This is a genomic window from Streptacidiphilus fuscans (assembly GCF_015690355.1).
GTDB classification, from domain to species: Bacteria; Actinomycetota; Actinomycetes; order Streptomycetales; family Streptomycetaceae; genus Streptacidiphilus; species Streptacidiphilus fuscans.
Genome location: NZ_JADPRT010000006.1, coordinates 300409 through 317930 on the forward strand (window position 1 = coordinate 300409; position 17522 = coordinate 317930).

The 17522-nt window shown below is 72.2% G+C and carries 19 protein-coding genes and 1 tRNA gene; 8 read left to right on the top strand and 12 right to left on the bottom strand.

Annotation, left to right across the window (positions count from 1 at the left end):
- Positions 1 to 3: 3 nt before the first annotated feature.
- Both I2501_RS17215 and I2501_RS17220 read right to left on the bottom strand, forming a co-directional pair.
- Positions 4 to 708: a class I SAM-dependent DNA methyltransferase gene (locus I2501_RS17215; RefSeq protein WP_196194919.1), complete on the bottom strand. Its 705-nt coding sequence runs from the start codon at positions 706 to 708 to the stop codon at positions 4 to 6.
- A 46-nt stretch (positions 709 to 754) separates the two neighbouring features.
- Entirely contained in the window at positions 755 to 1354 is a 600-nt protein-coding gene (locus I2501_RS17220) for a helix-turn-helix domain-containing protein (protein WP_196194920.1), read from the bottom strand.
- Positions 1355 to 1447: 93 nt separating this feature from the next.
- Here I2501_RS17220 and I2501_RS17225 point away from each other — a divergent pair, with 93 nt between their 5' ends.
- The gene (locus tag I2501_RS17225) at positions 1448 to 2515 is read left to right on the top strand and encodes an NAD(P)/FAD-dependent oxidoreductase (protein ID WP_408022742.1); all 1068 of its coding nucleotides are present in this window, start codon (positions 1448 to 1450) and stop codon (positions 2513 to 2515) included.
- A 28-nt stretch (positions 2516 to 2543) separates the two neighbouring features.
- On the opposite strand, the gene I2501_RS17230 is transcribed toward I2501_RS17225, so the two are convergent.
- Together I2501_RS17230 and I2501_RS17235 are read right to left on the bottom strand one after the other, a co-directional pair.
- A complete protein-coding gene (locus tag I2501_RS17230; RefSeq protein WP_196194921.1) occupies positions 2544 to 2960 on the bottom strand; it encodes a nuclear transport factor 2 family protein in 417 nt (138 codons plus the stop codon).
- A 73-nt stretch (positions 2961 to 3033) separates the two neighbouring features.
- On the bottom strand, positions 3034 to 3957 hold the full coding sequence (locus tag I2501_RS17235; protein WP_196195057.1) for a zinc-binding dehydrogenase: 924 nt from the start codon (positions 3955 to 3957) through the stop codon (positions 3034 to 3036).
- Positions 3958 to 4109: 152 nt separating this feature from the next.
- Between I2501_RS17235 and I2501_RS17240 the strand changes: the two genes are divergently transcribed.
- Complete coding sequence (locus tag I2501_RS17240; RefSeq protein ID WP_196194922.1) at positions 4110 to 5096, top strand: LysR family transcriptional regulator; 987 nt, start codon at positions 4110 to 4112, stop codon at positions 5094 to 5096.
- Between the two features lie 45 nt (positions 5097 to 5141).
- Here the strand turns inward: I2501_RS17240 and I2501_RS17245 are convergent, their stop codons facing one another.
- The 3 genes from I2501_RS17245 to I2501_RS17255 all read right to left on the bottom strand — a co-directional run bounded on the left by I2501_RS17245 (position 5142) and on the right by I2501_RS17255 (position 7885).
- Positions 5142 to 5348 carry a hypothetical protein gene (locus I2501_RS17245; RefSeq protein WP_196194923.1) on the bottom strand — a complete coding sequence of 69 codons (207 nt, stop codon included), beginning with the start codon at positions 5346 to 5348 and terminating at the stop codon, positions 5142 to 5144.
- 247 nt (positions 5349 to 5595) lie between these two features.
- Positions 5596 to 7449 carry an asparagine synthase (glutamine-hydrolyzing) gene (gene asnB / locus I2501_RS17250; protein ID WP_196194924.1) on the bottom strand — a complete coding sequence of 618 codons (1854 nt, stop codon included), beginning with the start codon at positions 7447 to 7449 and terminating at the stop codon, positions 5596 to 5598.
- A gap of 353 nt (positions 7450 to 7802) precedes the next feature.
- A tRNA-Leu gene (locus I2501_RS17255) sits at positions 7803 to 7885 on the bottom strand.
- 255 nt (positions 7886 to 8140) lie between these two features.
- Between I2501_RS17255 and I2501_RS17260 the strand changes: the two genes are divergently transcribed.
- Positions 8141 to 8641 carry an ATP-binding protein gene (locus I2501_RS17260; protein ID WP_196194925.1) on the top strand — a complete coding sequence of 167 codons (501 nt, stop codon included), beginning with the start codon at positions 8141 to 8143 and terminating at the stop codon, positions 8639 to 8641.
- Between the two features lie 59 nt (positions 8642 to 8700).
- Here the strand turns inward: I2501_RS17260 and I2501_RS17265 are convergent, their stop codons facing one another.
- Positions 8701 to 9822 carry an MBL fold metallo-hydrolase gene (locus I2501_RS17265; RefSeq protein ID WP_196194926.1) on the bottom strand — a complete coding sequence of 374 codons (1122 nt, stop codon included), beginning with the start codon at positions 9820 to 9822 and terminating at the stop codon, positions 8701 to 8703.
- 209 nt (positions 9823 to 10031) lie between these two features.
- Between I2501_RS17265 and I2501_RS17270 the strand changes: the two genes are divergently transcribed.
- Entirely contained in the window at positions 10032 to 11687 is a 1656-nt protein-coding gene (locus tag I2501_RS17270; protein WP_196194927.1) for an ABC-F family ATP-binding cassette domain-containing protein, read from the top strand.
- Positions 11688 to 11763: 76 nt separating this feature from the next.
- Here I2501_RS17270 and I2501_RS17275 read toward each other — a convergent pair whose 3' ends face one another.
- Both I2501_RS17275 and I2501_RS40255 read right to left on the bottom strand, forming a co-directional pair.
- Positions 11764 to 12471, bottom strand: a complete 708-nt coding sequence (locus I2501_RS17275) for a winged helix-turn-helix domain-containing protein (protein ID WP_196194928.1) — start codon at positions 12469 to 12471, stop codon at positions 11764 to 11766.
- Between the two features lie 114 nt (positions 12472 to 12585).
- Positions 12586 to 12717 (bottom strand): hypothetical protein, encoded by a 132-nt coding sequence (locus I2501_RS40255; RefSeq protein WP_268926936.1) that lies wholly within the window; start codon positions 12715 to 12717, stop codon positions 12586 to 12588.
- 151 nt (positions 12718 to 12868) lie between these two features.
- Here I2501_RS40255 and I2501_RS17280 point away from each other — a divergent pair, with 151 nt between their 5' ends.
- Positions 12869 to 14530: an MFS transporter gene (locus I2501_RS17280; RefSeq protein ID WP_196194929.1), complete on the top strand. Its 1662-nt coding sequence runs from the start codon at positions 12869 to 12871 to the stop codon at positions 14528 to 14530.
- A gap of 82 nt (positions 14531 to 14612) precedes the next feature.
- Here the strand turns inward: I2501_RS17280 and I2501_RS17285 are convergent, their stop codons facing one another.
- Positions 14613 to 14891, bottom strand: coding sequence for an isoamylase early set domain-containing protein (locus I2501_RS17285; RefSeq protein ID WP_196194930.1), 279 nt, complete (start codon positions 14889 to 14891; stop codon positions 14613 to 14615).
- Positions 14892 to 15028: 137 nt separating this feature from the next.
- On the opposite strand from I2501_RS17285, the gene I2501_RS39405 reads away from it, so the two are divergent.
- The 3 genes from I2501_RS39405 (at position 15029) to I2501_RS17300 (ending at position 16883) form a co-directional block, all read left to right on the top strand.
- Positions 15029 to 15112 carry a respiratory nitrate reductase subunit gamma gene (locus I2501_RS39405; RefSeq protein ID WP_408022746.1) on the top strand — a complete coding sequence of 28 codons (84 nt, stop codon included), beginning with the start codon at positions 15029 to 15031 and terminating at the stop codon, positions 15110 to 15112.
- A 46-nt stretch (positions 15113 to 15158) separates the two neighbouring features.
- Positions 15159 to 15947 (top strand): thioesterase family protein, encoded by a 789-nt coding sequence (locus I2501_RS17295; protein WP_196194931.1) that lies wholly within the window; start codon positions 15159 to 15161, stop codon positions 15945 to 15947.
- Between the two features lie 99 nt (positions 15948 to 16046).
- Positions 16047 to 16883, top strand: coding sequence for an exodeoxyribonuclease III (locus tag I2501_RS17300; protein ID WP_196194932.1), 837 nt, complete (start codon positions 16047 to 16049; stop codon positions 16881 to 16883).
- 44 nt (positions 16884 to 16927) lie between these two features.
- On the opposite strand, the gene I2501_RS17305 is transcribed toward I2501_RS17300, so the two are convergent.
- Positions 16928 to 17521, bottom strand: coding sequence for a dihydrofolate reductase family protein (locus I2501_RS17305; RefSeq protein WP_196194933.1), 594 nt, complete (start codon positions 17519 to 17521; stop codon positions 16928 to 16930).
- Position 17522: the final 1 nt, after the last annotated feature.

A 17522-nucleotide genomic window follows, 5' to 3' on the forward strand; every position in this document is an offset into this window, starting at 1 on the left:
TCACTACTCGGCAGTAGGAAGCACGGGCTCGGACGCGAGAACCGGCTTGTACGCGAGAAGACAGACGGGTGCGCGCGTCGGGTCCTGCCCCTGGACCAGCCGGGCGTCGACGGTGAAGCCCGCCTCGGCGAGCTGCGCCGCGACGTCCTCGGCCCGGTGGCGGTGGAGGACCAGGTCCACGTCGTGTCCGTAGGGACGGTCGAGCTGCTTGCGCGCCGCGGCCCCACCGTGGAAGCCGAGCAGCAACTGCCCGCCCGGGGCGAGGACCCGGTGGAACTCCGCGAAGACGACGGGGAGTTGGTCGGTGGGCGTGTGCACGAGCGACCACCAGGAGAGCAGCCCGCCGAGGGCCGCGTCCCCCTGGTCCAGCCGGGCCATCTCGCCGACCTGGAACGTGAGGTGCGGATACCGTCCCCGGGCGATCCGGACCATCTCGGGTGACTGGTCGACGCCGAGCATCGGCAGCCCGAGGGCGTGCAGATGTGCCGTCACATGGCCCGGCCCGCACCCGACATCGGCCACCGGGAGGGCCACGCCGCCCTCGCGAGGCACCCGTTCGGCGAACGCGGCGAGCATCGCCCGGCCGACCACGTCCTGCTCGAAACGCTCGGGCACCAGGGCGGCGTAGGTCTCGGCGACGGTGTCGTAGGCACCGCGTGTGGAGTCTGCACCGCGTGTGGAGTCCGCCTCGCTCGCGACATCGCTCATGCCGGAGGACCCTAACAGCGCGGGGCGCAAGCCATGCGGTCGACGCTCAACTCACCTGGGAATTCGCTCCCTTCGGGCGGGCGCGGACGTGGGCGCGTTCGCCCTGCTTGCCGAAGAGGCTGAGGAACTCGACGGGTTCCGCGTCGGCCCGGCCGAACCAGTGCGGCACGCGGGTGTCGAACTCGGCCGCCTCGCCGGGGGTCAGCACGAGATCGTGCTCACCGAGGACCAGGCGCAGCCGACCGTTGAGGACGAAGAGCCACTCGTAGCCCTCGTGCGTCTGCGGTTCGGGCTCGTCGCGGCGGCCCGCGGCGGGGATCACCATCTTGTACGCCTGGATCCCGCCCGCCCGGCGGGTCAGCGGCAGCATGGTCATGCCGTGGTGGGTGATGGGACGCAGATGCACGCGCGGATCGCCGGTCGGCGGCGCGTCGACGAGCTCGTCCAGGGTGACGCCGTGCGCGCGGGCCAGCGGCAGCAGCAGCTCCAGGGTGGGCTTCCTACTGCCGGACTCCAGCCGCGAGAGCGTGCTGACCGAGATGCCGGTGCCCTCGGAGAGCTCGGCGAGCGTGGTCTGCCGCTGCTGCCGCAGGGCGCGCAGCCGGGGCCCGACTCCTTCGAGTGCGCGGTCCAAGTCTTCGTCCATGGGATCCAGCCTTGCGCAGGCTTGCCGGATTGGCAACAGGAATTGCCGTTAGACGCGTCCGCGGCGCACCGTGGGCCGCAGGAGGTGGTCACCGTGACCAGCAAGACGATCCGCAGCACGACGAATCCCGCGACCTACGACACCCCGGACAGCGTCCGCGACGCCTACGACGTGGTGGTGATCGGCGGCGGCGCGGCCGGCCTCAGCGGTGCGCTGATGCTTGGGCGCTCGCGCCGCACGGTCCTGGTCGTCGACGCGGGCGAACCGCGCAACGCTCCGGCCGAGGGCGCGCACGCGCTGCTCGGCCTCGACGGGATCCGTCCCACGGACCTGCTGGCCCGGGGCCGGGCGGAGGTGCGCGGCTACGGCGGCCACGTCGTCGCGGGCGCGGTCACGGGAGTGTCGGGGCACGAAGGGAGCTTCCGCGTCGCGCTGGCCGACGGTCGGACGGTCGGCGCGCGGCGGGTGCTGGCGGCGACAGGGCTCGTCGACGAGCTGCCCGAGGTGCCGGGCCTGCGCGAGCGGTGGGGCAAGGACGTGGTCCACTGCCCGTACTGCCACGGCTGGGAGGTGCGCGACCAGGCGATCGGGGTGCTGTGGACGGGGCCGTTCTCGGTCCACCAGGCTTTGCTGTTCCGGCAGTTGAGCGACGACGTGATCCTCTTCACCCACACCGGCCCGGTGCCGACCGGCGAGGAGGCGGAGCAGCTCGCGGCGCGCGGCGTCCGCGTGGTCACGGGCACGGTGGCGGCGGTGGAGACAGCGGTGGAGACGGCGGCAGAGACCGCCACCACGGGGTCCGGCGCCGACGGCGCCGGGCGGGACCGGCTCAGCGGGGTCCGGCTAGCCGACGGGACGGTCGTCCCGCGTCAGGCCGTGGCGGTGGCCACCCGCATGGTCGCCCGCGCCGAGTTCCTCGCGCCGCTCGGGCTGCTTCCGGTGGCGCATCCTTCGGGCGTCGCCGAGCACATCCCGGCCGACCCGACCGGTCTGACCTCCGTCCCGGGCGTCTGGGTCGCGGGCAACATCACCGACCCGACTGCCCAGGTCAGCCACTCCGTCGCGGCGGGAGCGACGGCCGGTGCCCGCATCAACGCCGACCTGGTCGCCGCCGAGGCCCGCGCGGCCGTCGCCGCACGGGCCTCCTCGGTGGCTCTCTGACGTGCCGTCAGAGTAAGCGCGCTGAGGCTCACTCGGCGAAGAGGGTCTGCGCGACGTGGAGGGTGTCGGCGTACTCGCGGACCGAGACGATCTTCCCGTCGCGGATCGTGAAGACGCCGATGCAGCGGTTGTCGTAGCGGTGGCCGTGGAGGGTGGTGCCGGTCGAGGTCCACTCGACGACGACCTGGTCGCCGTCGGCGACGAGGTTGGTGAGGACGACCTCGGGAGCGGTGCCGGGGGCGAAGAGGGCGCCGGCGCCGACGAGGAAGTCGTTGACGATGGCGTCCCGACCTTGCCAGACACGGCTGAACGGGAGGCTCGTGCCCGGGTAGGTCCAGGTGGCGTCCTCGGCGAAGCTGGCGACGATGGTGTCCAAGTCGCCCTTGGCGACGGCCTCGACGTAGGCGGCGACAACGGCGCGGGGGGCAACGGCAGCGGTGGTCATGGCGGGTCTCCTTGGGCGGGGTGCAGGCGTGGATGTGGAACAGGCGTGGGCGCAGATCAGGCGTGGATGCGGTTCAGGCGACGGTCAGGACGGCGTTGCCGCGGATGCGGCGGTCGCGGAGGTCGGTGAGGACGTCGGCGGTACGGGTCCAGTTGGCGACCAGGCCGATCTCGGGGTGCAGCCGGTCCTCGGCCACCAGGCGGACCAGGGTGGCTAGGTCGTCGCCGTAGGTCTCGGCGGGCGCGGCGGCGGCGTAGCTGAAGTGACGGATCGTCACACCTGGTGCGCCGTGCAGCAGGTCGAAGAAGTTCAGGGTCACGGGCTCCCGGCTGGCCTGGCCGAACCAGATCAGCGTCCCGCCCGGGACCAGGCGGTCCAGCGCGGCCGGGAGGTTGCTGCCGCCGGTCGACTCCAGCACCAGGTCGAACGGTCCGGTCGCGGCCTCCACCTTCGGTACCACGGTCGCGCCGAACTCCCCCAACCGACGGCCGCGTTCGGGTGAGGAACTGACGGCGGTCACCACCGCGCCCGCCGCGACGGCGAGTTCGACGACGTAGTGGCCGACGCCGCCGGACGCACCGGTCAGCAGCACCCGCTTGCCGAGCACCCCGTCCGTGGCGCGCAGCAGGCGCAGGGCGGTGAGCCCGGCCAGCGGGAGCGCGGCCGCCTGAGAGGTCGTCACCCGCTCCGGCAGGGCGGCCACCGAGGCGGTCGACACCGCAACGTACTCCGCCCAGCCGGAGGCCGGCGGGTGGGCGACGACACGTTCGCCGACGGCCGGGCCGCTGCCGTCCGCCGCCGCCTGGACGACGAGTCCGGCGACGTCCTTGCCGGGCCGCCAGCCGGGCGGCGGGCTCTCCAGCAGGAAGGTCTCGCCTCGGTTGACCGAGTAGGCGTCGACCTTGAGCAGCAGCTCGTCGGCCTTGGGCTCGGGCTGCGGCAGTTCGACGAGTTCGACGGTGCGGTCCGTGCGTCCCGTCGCGATGAAGCCCTTCATGGTGCGTCCCTTCTCCTGGTGCCTCATGGGTCGTTCCCGGGTTGCTCCCGGGTCCTCCCGGCGGGAACCAGCAAACCCCGGCGGGCGGCTGCGGCTCCAACAACCGGAACGCAGCGGCGACAACCGATGCTTGTGGGCGAGAATGACGGACCATGACCGCAGTCGATCTTGACCTGGCCCAGGTACGCGCCTTCGTCGCCGTCGCCGAGCAGCTGAGCTTCAGCCGCGCCGCGGAGTCGCTCGCGCTGACGCAGCAGGGGCTGTCCAAGCGGATCGCCCGACTTGAGGACGCCCTGGAGACCCGGCTCTTCACCCGCGAGCACACGGGCGTCCGGCTGACCGGCGAGGGGGAACGCTTCCTGGAGCCCGCGCGCACCGCACTGGCGGCCGGGGACGCGGCGGTCGACGCCGTGCGGGGCGGCACGCGGCCGATCCGGCTCGACGTGTGGGGGCACCTCTTCGAGCCGCTGCGCACGGTCCGTGAGGCGCTCGCCGCGGCAGCGGCCGAGGCCCCGCAGGTGGAGGTGGGCCCGGGGCGCGATCTGCCGGGCGTGGCCGCCGCGTTGACGCGCGGGGAGACGGGCGTGGGGTTCGGGCGCTTCCATCCGCTGGAGGACGGCGCGGAGCGGGTGCTGGCGCACCGGCTGGTGCGACTGGAGCCGGTGGACGTGGTGCTCGCCGCCGACCATCCGCTGGCGCGCAGGACGGAGCTACGGCCGTCGCAGCTCGCGGAGTTGACGCTGGTGCCACCCGCGGCGGCGGGACGGCTGGACTTCCTGGGGCGGTTCGCGGAACGGTTCGGCGCCCCGATGCTGGCCGGTGAGGCCAATCTGGGCCTGGACCACCTGCTGGCACGCGTTCGCGCGACGCCGGACGGCTGCACGCTGCTGCCGTCGGAACTGCCGCTGGACGCTGCAACGAGTGCGGGTCTCGTCGCGGTGCCGCTGGTCGAGCCGACGCCGCTCTACGCCTGGTCGCTGGTGTGGCACCGGGACCGTCCGGTCCCGGGCCTCCCCCGTCTGCTCCGTGCGTTCGCGGACGCCGGTCGCAGTCGTCGTTGGCTGGAGTACCAGCCCGGCCGGGACTGGCTTCCCGAGTCCGACCGCGACGAGGCGTTGACCGGACGTCAGGAGCCGTGACCCGGCGCGTGGGTCAGGCGTTCCGCAGGATTAGTTCCGCTGGCCCTACTGGTTCTGCTGGCCCTGCTGGTCCTGGCCGCCGCCGTAGGTCTGCTCGACCTGGTCGAAGCCCTGGCTGATCTCGCTGTCGAAGTGGTTGCCGGTCTCCTGGTCGGCGAAGTTCTCGACCTGCTGGAGACCCTCGTCGACCAGCGACGGGTCCTGCTTGGCGATGTCCTCGGCGTCGCGGGCGAAGTCACCGAAAGCGCTCATGGGTGGACCGCCTTTCTGTCTGTCGGCCCGGTCGCGGATCGCGGCGGGCCGGTTGGGGAAGGACTAACTCCGGTTCAGCGTAGTGGCCACCCGGTCGACGCGTCGGCCTTCCACACGTTCACACCTGAGTGTTTACCGAGCCTTTCCCGAGGCACAGGGACGGCCTCCCGGTCCGGGACCGGGAGGCCGTCAGCAGCGTGCTGTCACATCGAGATCGGCGTGACGTCAGACCGTCGCCAGACCGACGTCAGACCTCAAGGGTGACGTCGTAGTTGCGCAGCCAGGTGTCCACGGCGAGGACGACCTCGGCGGAGTTGCGCAGGTCCGGGCCCGGGGCGGTGTCGACGGCGTCGCCGACCGCGCCGAGGTCGAGCAGGTCGCGGACCGGCGCGTTGCGGTCGGCGAGCACGTCCCGCAGGTTGTCGCGGAGCGCCTCGGCGTAGGAGGGGTCCTGGGTGGAGGGGTAGGGGCTCTTGACGCGTTCGGCCACCACGTCCGGCAGGACGTCCCGGGTCGCGGCGCGGAGCAGGGACTTCTCCCGGCCGTCGAAGGTCTTCATCGACCAGGGGGCGTTGAAGACGTACTCGACCAACCGGTGGTCGCAGAACGGGACGCGGACCTCGAGGCCGGTGGCCATGGAGGCGCGGTCCTTGCGGTCGAGCAGGAACTGGACGAAGCGGGTGAGGTGCAGGTAGCTGATCTCCCGCATCCGGCGCTGGAGGCCGGTCTCGCCCGCCAGGCGCGGGACCTCGGCGATGGCCTCGTGGTAGCGGGAGGTCTGGTAGCCGGGGACGTCGATCTTGGCCATCAGCCCGGGGGCGAACAGCGCGTCGCGGCTGAGCCGGGTCTGCTGGGCGGCGAAGCCCCGCTGGATGGCCCAGAGCCAGGGGAACGACTCGGCCGCGACGGCCTCGGGGTCGTGGAACCACGAGTAGCCGCCGAAGATCTCGTCCGCCGACTCGCCGGACAGGGCGACCGTCGTCTGCTCGCGGATCGCCTTGAAGAGCAGGTAGAGCGAGGTGTCGCCCTCGCCCATGCCGATGGGCAGGTCGCGGGCGAGCAGGACCGCGTCGCGGTGGTCACGGTGCCTCAGGTCGGCGGTGTCCAGGACGATGTCGCGGTGGTCGGCGGCCACGTGCTCGGCGAGCGCGTGCGCGTAAGGCCCGTCGGGGGTGGCGCGCAGCGCGTCGGGCTGGAAGTTCTCCGTCTGGCCGACGAAGTCGACCGCGAAGGACCGCACCGGGCCGTGCCCGCCCTCGCGCAGCGCCTTGGCCGCGAGTGCGGTGATGGCGGAGGAGTCCAGGCCGCCGGAGAGCAGCGTGCACAGCGGCACGTCGGCGATCAACTGCCGTTCCACGATGTCGTCGAGGAGCTCGCGCACGTGGTGGATGGTGGTGTCGAGGTCGTCGGTGTGCTCCTGCGCCGTGATCGACCAGTAGCGACGCTCGGTCAGGCCGCCGCGCCGCACCCGCAGGGTGTGGCCGGGGCGCAGCTCCCGCATGCCGCGGTAGACGGCGTGGCCGGGGGTCTTCACGACGGTGAGCAGCTCGGCCAGGCCCTCGGCGTCGACGACGGCGCGGGCGAGCGGGTTGGCGAGGATCGCCTTGGGCTCGGAGCCGAAGAGGACGCCGTCCGGGGTCGGGTAGTAGTACAGCGGCTTGATGCCCATCCGGTCGCGGACCAGCAGCAGCTCCTCGCTGCGCGGGTCCCACAGCGCGAAGGCGTACATGCCGTTGAGGCGCTCGGTGAAGTCCTCGCCCCACTCCAGGTAGGCGTGGAGCGCCACCTCGGTGTCGCTGACGGTGGTGAACTGGTGGCCGCGGGCGGCGAGCTCGGCGCGCAGCTCGCGGTAGTTGTAGATCTCCCCGCTGTAGGTGGTGGCGAGGATGGTGCGACCGTCGTGGGTGACGGTCATCGGCTGGGCGCCGCCTTCGAGGTCGATGACGGCCAGGCGGCGGTGTCCGAAGGCCGCGTGGGTGTCCAACCAGATGCCGCCGGCGTCGGGGCCGCGGTCGGTCATGGTGGCGTTCATGGCGGCGATGGTCGCGTGTTCGGTCGTCAGGTCCCGGTCGAAGGAGACCCATCCCGTGATCCCGCACATATGGCTCGGTTGCCCTTCTTCAAGGGTCGACGTTCCACCCCGGATGGGCGGGGCGTCGGCAGTCCGCCGGTGGGAGCGGACATGATCACGCTAAGTCGATTGGGTGTAGTCCGCAATTATTAGCCTCCGTCAGGGTCATGTTCCAGACAATCGGCGGCATGCGGCGTGAACTCGGCAGACGCGGTGGAGCCCACGACGCAGCTCGGCAGCCGCCGACCCCGAACAGGCGTCCGTCCGTGCACGGAGATGACGCAAATCCGACGGTCGGCGAGCACAGCGCCCGCCGACCGGTCGTCAGAAAACAGCAAAGGACCCTCCCGGTCGAAACCGGGAGGGTCCTTCTGCGTTCTACGTGCGCGAGGGGGGACTTGAACCCCCACGCCCCGAAGGGCACTAGCACCTCAAGCTAGCGCGTCTGCCATTCCGCCACCCGCGCAGGTGATCATCGCGGTGACCCGCGCTGACGTGGTCAACAATACCAAGAAAACAGAGTGCTCCTGACCGCCCTCCCGGCCGGTCGGAAGCGGTCGGATCCGCAACCACGCTGTCACTCCTCGTGGAAATACGGTCACTTTGTGCGCTCATGCCGCCCGCACCCGGGTGCGCGGCTGTGATGGGACGACCTTGTCCGGTCACCGGCACTCACGCGCGCGAGCAGCGCGCCACCGACCCGAGGATGGCGGAACGAACGATGCATGTCCGCGGAGACCAGCCCTGCGAACCACCGGGCGCCGAGCGTGGATATGGAGCACCCCCCGGGGTGGAGGGCGTGTGGCGCTTCGCCGCGCCCGCGGTGGACATGTCGGTGTCGCAGGCGCGGCACGCCGTCCGGGACCTGCTGGTCGCCCAGGGGTTCGCCGGGCCCGGGTACGCGGAGCTGCTGGACGGGATCCTGCTGATCGTGTCGGAGCTGGTGACCAACTCGGTCCGGCACGCCGCGCTGCTCTCGCCGCAGCTGGTCGTGGAGATCGTGCTCTCGGCCGGGTGGGTGCGGCTGTCCGTCGAGGACAGCCACCCCTACCGGCCGAAGGCGCTCTCGGAGGACTTCAACCGCCTCGGCGGGCGCGGACTGCTGCTGGTCAAGGCGATCACCGCGGAGGCGGGCGGCGCCTGCGACGTGGAGCGGACGCTCACCGGAGGCAAGATCGTCTGGGTGCAGCTGCCGATCCCCCGCCCGCGCCTGGGCCCCTGACCCCGGCCGCCGTCGGGACGGCGGTCACCAGCGGGACGGCGGTCGCGTCGGGAGAGCGGTCACACCACCGCGCGCCACCAGTGGTCCAGCTTCGGCGGCGCGTCCGCGAGGACCCGCTCCCCCGGGCGCGGGACGGCCACCGGTACGCCCGCCGCGTCCGCCGCTTCGCAGAGCCGCTCGACAGGCTCCGACCAGTCGTGCAGTCCGAGCACGAAGGTGCACCAGTGCACCGGGACCAGCAGGCCGCCCTGGACGTCGAGGTGGGTGCGCAGTCCCTCCTCGGGGGTCATGTGGATGTCGGGCCAGTGCTCGCTGTAGGCGCCGATCTGAATCAGCGTCAGGTCGAAGGGCCCGTACTGCTCGCCGGTGCGGGCGAAGCCGTCGAAGAAGCCGGAGTCGCCGCTGTAGAAGACCTTCTTCTCCCGGCCCAGCACCGCCCAGGAGCTCCACAGCGTGCCGTTGTTCGAGAAGCCACGGCCGGAGAAGTGGTACGCCGAGGTGCAGACCAGGCGCAGGCCGCCCACCTCCGCCGTCTCGTCCCAGTCGAGCTCGATCACGCGGGAACGCGGCACGCCCCAACGCTCCAGGTGCGCGCCCACGCCGAGCGGGACGACGAACGGCATGTTCTGGATCCGGGCCAGTTGCTGGACGGTGTGCAGGTCGAGGTGGTCGTAGTGGTCGTGCGAGATCAGCACCGCGTCGATCTCGGGCAGCAGGTCCAGCTCGACCGGCGGATTGTGCAGGCGGCGCGGGCCGACCTGCTGCGAGGGCGAGCAGCGCTCGCTCCAGACCGGGTCGATCAGCAGCCGGTGGCCCTCGATCTCCACCAGCGCGCTGGAGTGCCCGAACCAGGTCACCGCCAGCGACTCCGACGCCTTGGGCGCGATGTCGCGGACCAGCGGGATCGGGCGGGACGGCTTGCGCTGCTGCTTGCCGAAGAGCAGCTCGCCTGCGACCCCGCGCGCCTCGGGACGGGACAGGTCACCGGAGCGGTCCGGACCGGGCGGGTTGTGGAAGACGCCGTCCCGGTACTGCGGCGACGCGGCCAGGCGGGCGGCCCGGTCACCGGCCTTCGGGTCGCCGCCGAACGCCAGCGGGATCTCCCGTGCCGCCCACGCCACGGCCGCCGCACCGGCTGCGCCGACCCCGGCCGCGATCTTCCCTGCCCGGTTGAGTCCCATGCCTGGCCCTTTCCTGCGTGCACCGTTCGGTGTGCACGGTTGTCTGTGCACAGTTCTCTTGTGCACAGTCGTGTGTCTCGCGACCCCCCGCTGTCAAAGGCCCGCACCTTCGGCCAACGGTCGACCGGAGCGCACTGTTCCCTGACAGGTTCCGCAGAGCCTGGATCCGACGGGCCAGGTTCCGGCGGGCCAGTAGGATCACTACCCTCATGACTGCCACACTCGTCGCCAAGGAACTCGCCGCCGGTCACGGTGAGCGCTCGCTCTTCGCCGGTCTCGACCTGGTCGTCGCCCCGGGCGACGTGGTCGGGCTCGTCGGTGTCAACGGAGCGGGGAAGTCCACGCTGCTGCGCACCCTCGCGTCCGCCTCTGTTCCCGAGCTCGGAGTCGCGCCCGAGCACGGGACGGTGAGCCTCAGCCCGCCGACCGCCACCGTCGGCTACCTGCCGCAGGAGCCGGAGCGGCGTCCCGGTGAGACGGTGCACGAGTTCCTCGCCCGCCGGACCGGCGTCGCCGCCGCGCAGGCCGCGCTGGACGCGGCGACGCAGGGCCTGGTCGACGGCGCTCCGGGCGCGGACGACGCGTACGCGCTCACCCTGGACCGCTGGCTCGACCTGGGCGGCGCGGACCTGGACGAGCGGGCCGAGGAGGTCGCGGAGAGCCTCGGTCTGACGGTGGGTCTGCAGCAGGAGATGACCTCGCTCTCCGGCGGTCAGGCCGCCCGCGCCGGGCTGGCCTCGCTGCTGCTCAGCCGTTACGACGTCTTCCTGCTCGACGAGCCGACCAACGACCTGGACCTGGACGGTCTGGAGCGGCTGGAGGCCTTCGTCACCGGCCTGCGCGCCGGGACCGTCCTGGTCAGCCACGACCGCGAGTTCCTCACCCGCACCGTGACCAGCGTGCTGGAGCTCGACCTGCACCAGCAGCAGGTGCGCCGCTACGGCGGCGGCTACGCCTCCTATCTGGAGGAGCGCGAGCGTGCGCGGCGGCACGCGCGGGCCGAGTTCGAGGAGTACGCGGGCACGGTGGCCGACCTGGAGTCGCGCGCCCGGATGCAGCGCGCCTGGATGGAGAAGGGCGTCAAGAACGCCCGCCGCAAGAGCCCCGACAACGACAAGGCCGGAAAGGCGTTCCGCACCGAGTCCACCGAGAAGCAGGCCGCCAAGGCGCGGCAGACGCAGCGGCTGATCGAGCGGCTGGACGTGGTCGAGGAGCCGCGCAAGGAGTGGGAGCTGCGGATGGAGATCGCCGCCGCGCCGCGCTCCGGCTCGGTGGTGGCGACGCTGCGCGGGGCCGAGGTCAAGCGCGGGGACTTCCAGTTCGGGCCGGTGGACCTGCAGATCGACTGGGCGGACCGGGTCACGATCACCGGCGCCAACGGCTCCGGCAAGTCGACGCTGCTGGCCGCGCTGCTCGGCCGGCTGCCGCTGGACGCGGGCCAGGCCACGCTCGGTCCGGGCGTGGTGGTCGGCGAGGTGGACCAGGCGCGCAAGCTGTTCCACGGCGACGTGCCGCTGCTGGAGGCCTTCGGCGCGGCCGTGCCGGAGATGCCGCCGGCCGACGTGCGCACGCTGCTGGCCAAGTTCGGGCTCAAGGCCGCGCACGTGCTGCGCCCGGCCGCGACCCTCTCCCCCGGCGAGCGCACCCGGGCGGCCCTGGCGCTGCTCCAGGGCCGCGGGGTCAACCTGCTGGTGCTGGACGAGCCGACGAACCATCTGGACCTGGTTGCCATCGAGCAGTTGGAGTCGGCGCTGGCCTCCTACAACGGCACGCTGCTGCTGGTCACCCACGACCGCCGGATGCTGGACGCGGTCGCGACCACCCGCCGGATCACGGTCGAGGCCGGGCGGATCAGCGAGAGCTGAGCCGCCCCTGGCTTCCTGCCCCCATGTCCCGCGTTCAGCGGGAGGCGGTCAGCGGGAGGCGGTCAGCGGGTGGCCGTCAGCGGGACGAGGGGACGTACTTGTAGCCGACCCGACGGACCGTCACGATCTGTGCGCGGTAGTCGGGTCCGAGCTTGCGTCGCAGGCGCGCCACATGGACGTCGACGGTCCGGCCGTCGCCGACGTGGCCGTAGTAGCCCCAGACCGCCTCGACCAGCCGGTCGCGGGTGTGGACGCGGTGCGGGTGGGCGGTGAGGTGCGCCAGCAGCTCGAACTCCAGGTAGGTGAGCTCCAGTTGCTCGCCGTCCAGGTGGGCGGTGCGCAACTCCCGGTCGACCAGCAGGCCGGGCGTCGGCCGGGCGGCGGGCTGGCGCACGGGCGCGGGGGCGACGGCGGGGACGGAGGCGGGCTCCGATACGGCGGTAACGGCGGTCGGGGCAACAGCGCTCGGGGCGACGGCGGTCGGCACCAGCGGAGTCGGCGTCACCACGGGGGCCGTGCCCGCCGGGACCAGGAGCAGGTAGCCGACCAGCGGTGTCTCCTGCTCGCCGAGGCGCAGCCCGGACAGGACGTTCTCGGGCAGCCGGTAGACGCCCGGCTTGGCCGCAGGAGCCACCGAGACCGCGGGGGCCGCGTGAGCCGCCGCGGAGTGCGCCGCCTGCACCGACTCGTCGGGGCGGACGGAGCGCAGCCGTGGCCCGGCGGTAGCCCCGGCGGATGCGGCGGTAGCGGCGGAGGAGACAGGGGTCAGGACAGAGGCAGTCATCGCAGACTCGATTCGCGCGTGGGTGGGCCACCCGTGACAGAGGACGGGTGACGACGGACGCGGGCGTGGTGCCGCTTCTGCGCGCCGGGAGAAGGCCTGGTCAGCCCGGAAGGATCAGGCCTGCGCGCCGGTCGAGCGGCAACAGGTCTGGTCGAAGTGGAACTGCTGGCGCGACGGCCAGAACGGCTCGAGGACAGGCAGAGCCGCCCCCGTGCGCTGCGCGCCGCCGTCGATGTACAGGTCCATGGCCCCCATTCAACCAGAAGACCGCCGCACACGAACACCCGGAACGCGCGAAAACCCGCACCACGCTGCGACGACGCATGCCTTCCCTTCTTTCTGACGACCTGTTAGATACATCACCCCACCCTCCTGTGCCCACCCCTGGGGAGCCGCCGTGACCTCCGCACCGGACCACGTCGAACCAGCATCCGCACCCGAACCGGACCCGGCCGCCGAAGGCGTCGTCGACGCCACCAACCGCCTTGAGGGCGCCTCGCGTTGGCGCATCTTCGCGGTCATCGCTGTGGTCGTGCTCTTCGCCGAGATCGCCGCGCTCCAGTACACGATGGTCGCCTCGGCGGCCCGGCAGATCGCGCCGTCCTTCCCGGGCGTCGGGGCCAACATCAGCTGGATGGTCATCATCTTCGGCCTGGTCGGCGGGGCCGCCACACCGCTCTTCGGCAAGATGTCCGACCTGTGGGGAAAGCGGCGGATGATGCTGGCCTCCGGCGTCTCCTTCGCCGTCGGCACGCTCGTCTGCGCCCTGACCGCCACCTGGTGGCTCTTCCTGGTCGGCCGGGCGCTGGAGGCGGTCGCCATCTCCGCGCCGACCGTCGCGTACGGGCTCTTCCGCGACATCCTGCCCAGACGCTACATACCGGCGTCCATCGGCGTGGTGGCCACCGGACTGGGCATGTCGGCGCTGGTCGCGCCGCTGCTGGGCGGCTGGCTGCTCGACGCCTTCGGGTGGCGGGCGCTCTTCTGGTTCCTGCTGATCTTCGTGGCCGTGATGATCCCGCTGATGGTCTGGGTGGTGCCGGAGACCACGCTGCGCAGCGACCAGCGCCTGGACGTGGCGGGCGCGCTGCTGCTGGGCGTCGGCGTCGGACTGGTGCTGGTCTACCTGTCCAACGGCGCGGTCTGGGGCTGGGGCCGGTGGAGCGCGCTGGCCTACCTGGTGGGCGGGCTGATCCTGCTGGCCGTGTTCCTGGGGGTCGAGCGGGTGGTCAAGGACCCCATCATGGACATGAGGCTGCTCTTCTCCCCCAAGCTGCTGATGGTGCTGGGCGCGGCGACGCTGGGCAGCATGGTCATCGGGATCCAGGGCTACAGCATCCCCTATATGACCCAGACCCCGACCGAGCAGCAGCTGCACGGGCAGATCCTGCAGCAGGCGCTGGCCGGGTCCGGCGGCCTGAAGCTGCCGCCGACCATGGCGCCGCTCTTCCACACCGTCTTCAACTCCACGCTGGCGTACGGGCTCGGCGCGACGCTGTTGATGTACGGCGTGTACTCGGCGATCTACTCCGGCGGGGTCGGGATGCTCTCCGGCGCGGGAAGCGGCGAGATCGCGCGCAAGACCGGACCGCGACTGCCGCTGGTGCTGGCGATGGCCGCGTTCACCGTCTCCACCGCGCTGTACGCGTACCTGCCGCACTCGAAGTGGCAGTACGGGCTGTTCGCGGCGGTCTTCGGCATCGGCTTCGGAGCGTTCTACGCCGCCTGCCCGAACCTGCTGATCGAGGCCGTTCCGGCACGTCAGCAGGGCATCAGCGCGGGCATGCTGGGCGTCGTCAACAGCATCGCCACGGCCGTGGGCACCGGCGTGCTGACCGCGTTCCTCAACGCCAACCCGCTCAAGGTGGAGGTGCAGATCCCCGGAATCCCGGAGAAGTTGACCGGGAACGGCTTCAACGTGATCCCGGAGCTCAACGGCTGGGGCGGCTACCACGACGGCCTGCTGCTGGCGGCGGTGTGCGGCGCGGTCGGCCTGGTCGTCGCCCTGCTGATGCGGCACGGCCGCACGCCGGCCACCGGCGGCGAGATCAGCGGCTGAGCGGCGAGCCGGCGAGTGCCGGCGGGGTAGGCGGGCCGGCTCCGGCCCGCCTTGCCGTAGCCGCGTCAGTCCGGCCGACGGCTCACTCCAGCCGAATGAGGCTGCCCTGCGGGTCGATCCGGTCGGCGTGGTCGTCGTCGAACCAGACGCCGCCGGTCGCCAGGTAGCGGAACCGGTGCTCGCCGGGCGGGAAGGAGACGCTGACGGTGCGCGTCCCGTCCCGGCGCGGCACCAGCTCGGCCACGCCGGGCTGCCAGCCGTTGAAGTCGCCGACCACACTGACTATTCCGTCGGGCGCCGCCGCGTCCAGACGGAACGTCACCCTGGTCCTGCCGCCGAACAGTCGGGTCCGCGTGAGCATCGCGTCGCCCTCCCCTTTGCCTGTGCTGTTGCGCAACTGCCGTGTGTCCACGGACAGCATGGCGGACCACGGGCCCGGGCAAAAGGGAACCTCCGGGCCGAGGTGGTGGTTACCCGGCGGTCACCGGTTCGGTGGTCGTGATCGCCGTCGTGCCGTTCACCCGGCTTGTGCACATCTTCAGCGCGCCGTGGTTCTCCCTGTTCCGGCCCTACGACGCCTGACCGGCCTCCCTCCCCATCCCGGGGTGATTCTGGTTACCCTTCGGTAATGACCGCTGAAGCCTTCTACCTTCCGCTCGGCGAGAGCCGCTACGCCGCCACCGCCGCGACCTGCGGGCCCTGGTCGCCCGACGCCCAGCATGCCGGTCCGCCCGCCGCGCTGCTGGGCCGCGCGGTCGAGCAGCGGCCCGGCGCACGGGAGGGGTTCCGCGTGGTGCGGATGACGTTCGAGGTCCTCCGTCCCGTGCCCGTCGGCGAGGTGACGGTGGCCCTGCGGGAGGCGGAGTCGGGCCGCAGCGTCGAACGGGTCGAGGCCGAACTGCGCACCGCCGAGGGCAAGTTGGCGATGCGCGCGCTCGCCGTGCGGATGCGCGTCGACGCGGAGAGCGCGCTGCCCGAGGTCGAGCAGCCGCTGCCGGTCGCGGGCCCGGAGGACTCCGCGCCCTCGGCCTTCCCGGTGCCGTGGGACGAGGGGTACCACACCTCGATGGAGCTGCGCTTCGCGCACGGCGCGCTGACCCGGCCCGGTCCGGCCGCGGCGTGGTTCCGGATGCGGGTGCCGCTGGTGCCGGACGAGGAGCCGTCGGGCCTGTGTCGGGTGCTGATCGCGGCGGACTCCGGCAACGGCATCTCCGGCGAGCTCGACATCCGCCGCCACAGCTATGTCAACGCGGACCTCAGCGTGCACCTGCGGCGTCCGCCGGTCGGCGAGTGGGTCGGCCTGGACGCACGCACGTCGCTCGACCAGGGCGGCATCGGCCTGGCCGACTCGCTGCTGCTGGACGAGAAGGCGGTGATCGGCCGCTCCGCGCAGAGCCTCTTCGTCAGCGCGCGCTGAGCCGTCGCCGCGAGGCGGGGGTGCAGAATGGTCGGCGGCCCGACCGACGCCGGACTACCCCGACGCCTCCGACGACCCGCCCACGACCAGCAGGGACCCATGCGCTCCACGACCAGGACCACGACCACCGTCACCACCGTCAACGTGAACGGCCTGCGGGCCGCGTCCGGCAAGGGCTACGTCGAGTGGCTCGACGCCACCGAGGCCGACGTCGTCTGCCTGCAGGAGGTGCGCGCCGAGCAGAAGCAGCTGGCCGCGCACGTCGTCGAACCGGCGGGCTGGCACGTGCTGTGGGCGCCGTCGACCACGGCCAAGGGCCGCGCGGGTGTGGCGCTGCTCTCCCGGCACGAGCCGCAGGCGCGCCGGATCGGCTTCGGCTCGGACGAGTTCGACGGCTCCGGCCGCTACGCCGAGATCGACCTGCCCGGCCTGACCGTGGCCAGCCTCTACCTGCCCTCCGGCGAGGTCGGCACCGAGCGGCAGGACGAGAAGGAACGGTTCATGGGCGAGTTCCTTGACCACCTCAAAGCGCTGCGCGAGCGGGCCGCGTCGCAGGGACGTGAGGTCGTCGTCTGCGGCGACTGGAACATCGCGCACCAGGAGGCCGACCTGAAGAACTGGAAGGCCAACCAGAAGAACGCGGGCTTCCTGCCGGAGGAGCGCGCGTGGTTGTCGCGTGTCTTCGACGAGGTCGGCTACGTCGACACGGTCCGCAAGCTCCACCCGGACGTGGCCGGGCCGTACTCGTGGTGGTCCTACCGCGGGCGCGCCTTCGACAGCGACGCCGGGTGGCGGATCGACTACCAGGTCGCCACGCCGGGCCTGGCCGACCGCGCACTCACCGCACGCGTCGAGCGCGCCGCCTCGCACCCGGAGCGCTGGTCCGACCACGCCCCGGTGACCGTCACCTACGACGGAGCGATCCTGCCGGAGTAGGGCCTCAGGACCGGACCTCAGGCCCGGACGCCAGGGCGCGGACCTCAGGCGCGGCGGTCGCGGGCGTACTCCAACGCGACGACGCCGTTGCCGAAGGTGCGGGCATCAAGGAGGCGGAGGTCCTGGGTCGCGGTCAGTTCCTGGAACAGCGGCCTACCGCGGCCGAGGATCACCGGGTGGACGCAGATGTGGTACGCGTCGATCAGGTCCAGCTCCCGGAACGTCCGGGCCAGGACCGCGCCGCCCACGACGAGTTCGCCGTCGCCCAAATCCCCGTCCGCCGGGGCGGCCTGGAGGGCGCGGATCTCGGCGGGGTCGACCTCGTGGCGGACGGTGGTGTTCCAGTCGAGCCGGTCGGCGGTGAGGGTGCGGGAGTAGGCGGTCTTGGGCTTGGTCCGCCAGATCTCCGCGAACTCCGCCACCGCAGGGCTCGCGTCCGGGGCGGCGTCGGCGGTGGGCCAGAAGGCGGCCATCAGCTCGTGGGTGACCCGACCGCTCAGGAACGCGGCGGCGGGGCGGAGCCGCTGGTTCAGGTAGTGGTGCAGGTCCTCGTCCACCCGGTGCCAGCTGATGTCGCGGTCCAGCCCCTCGCTGTAGCCGTCGAGGGACATCGACATGAAGAGCACGACGTTGCGCACG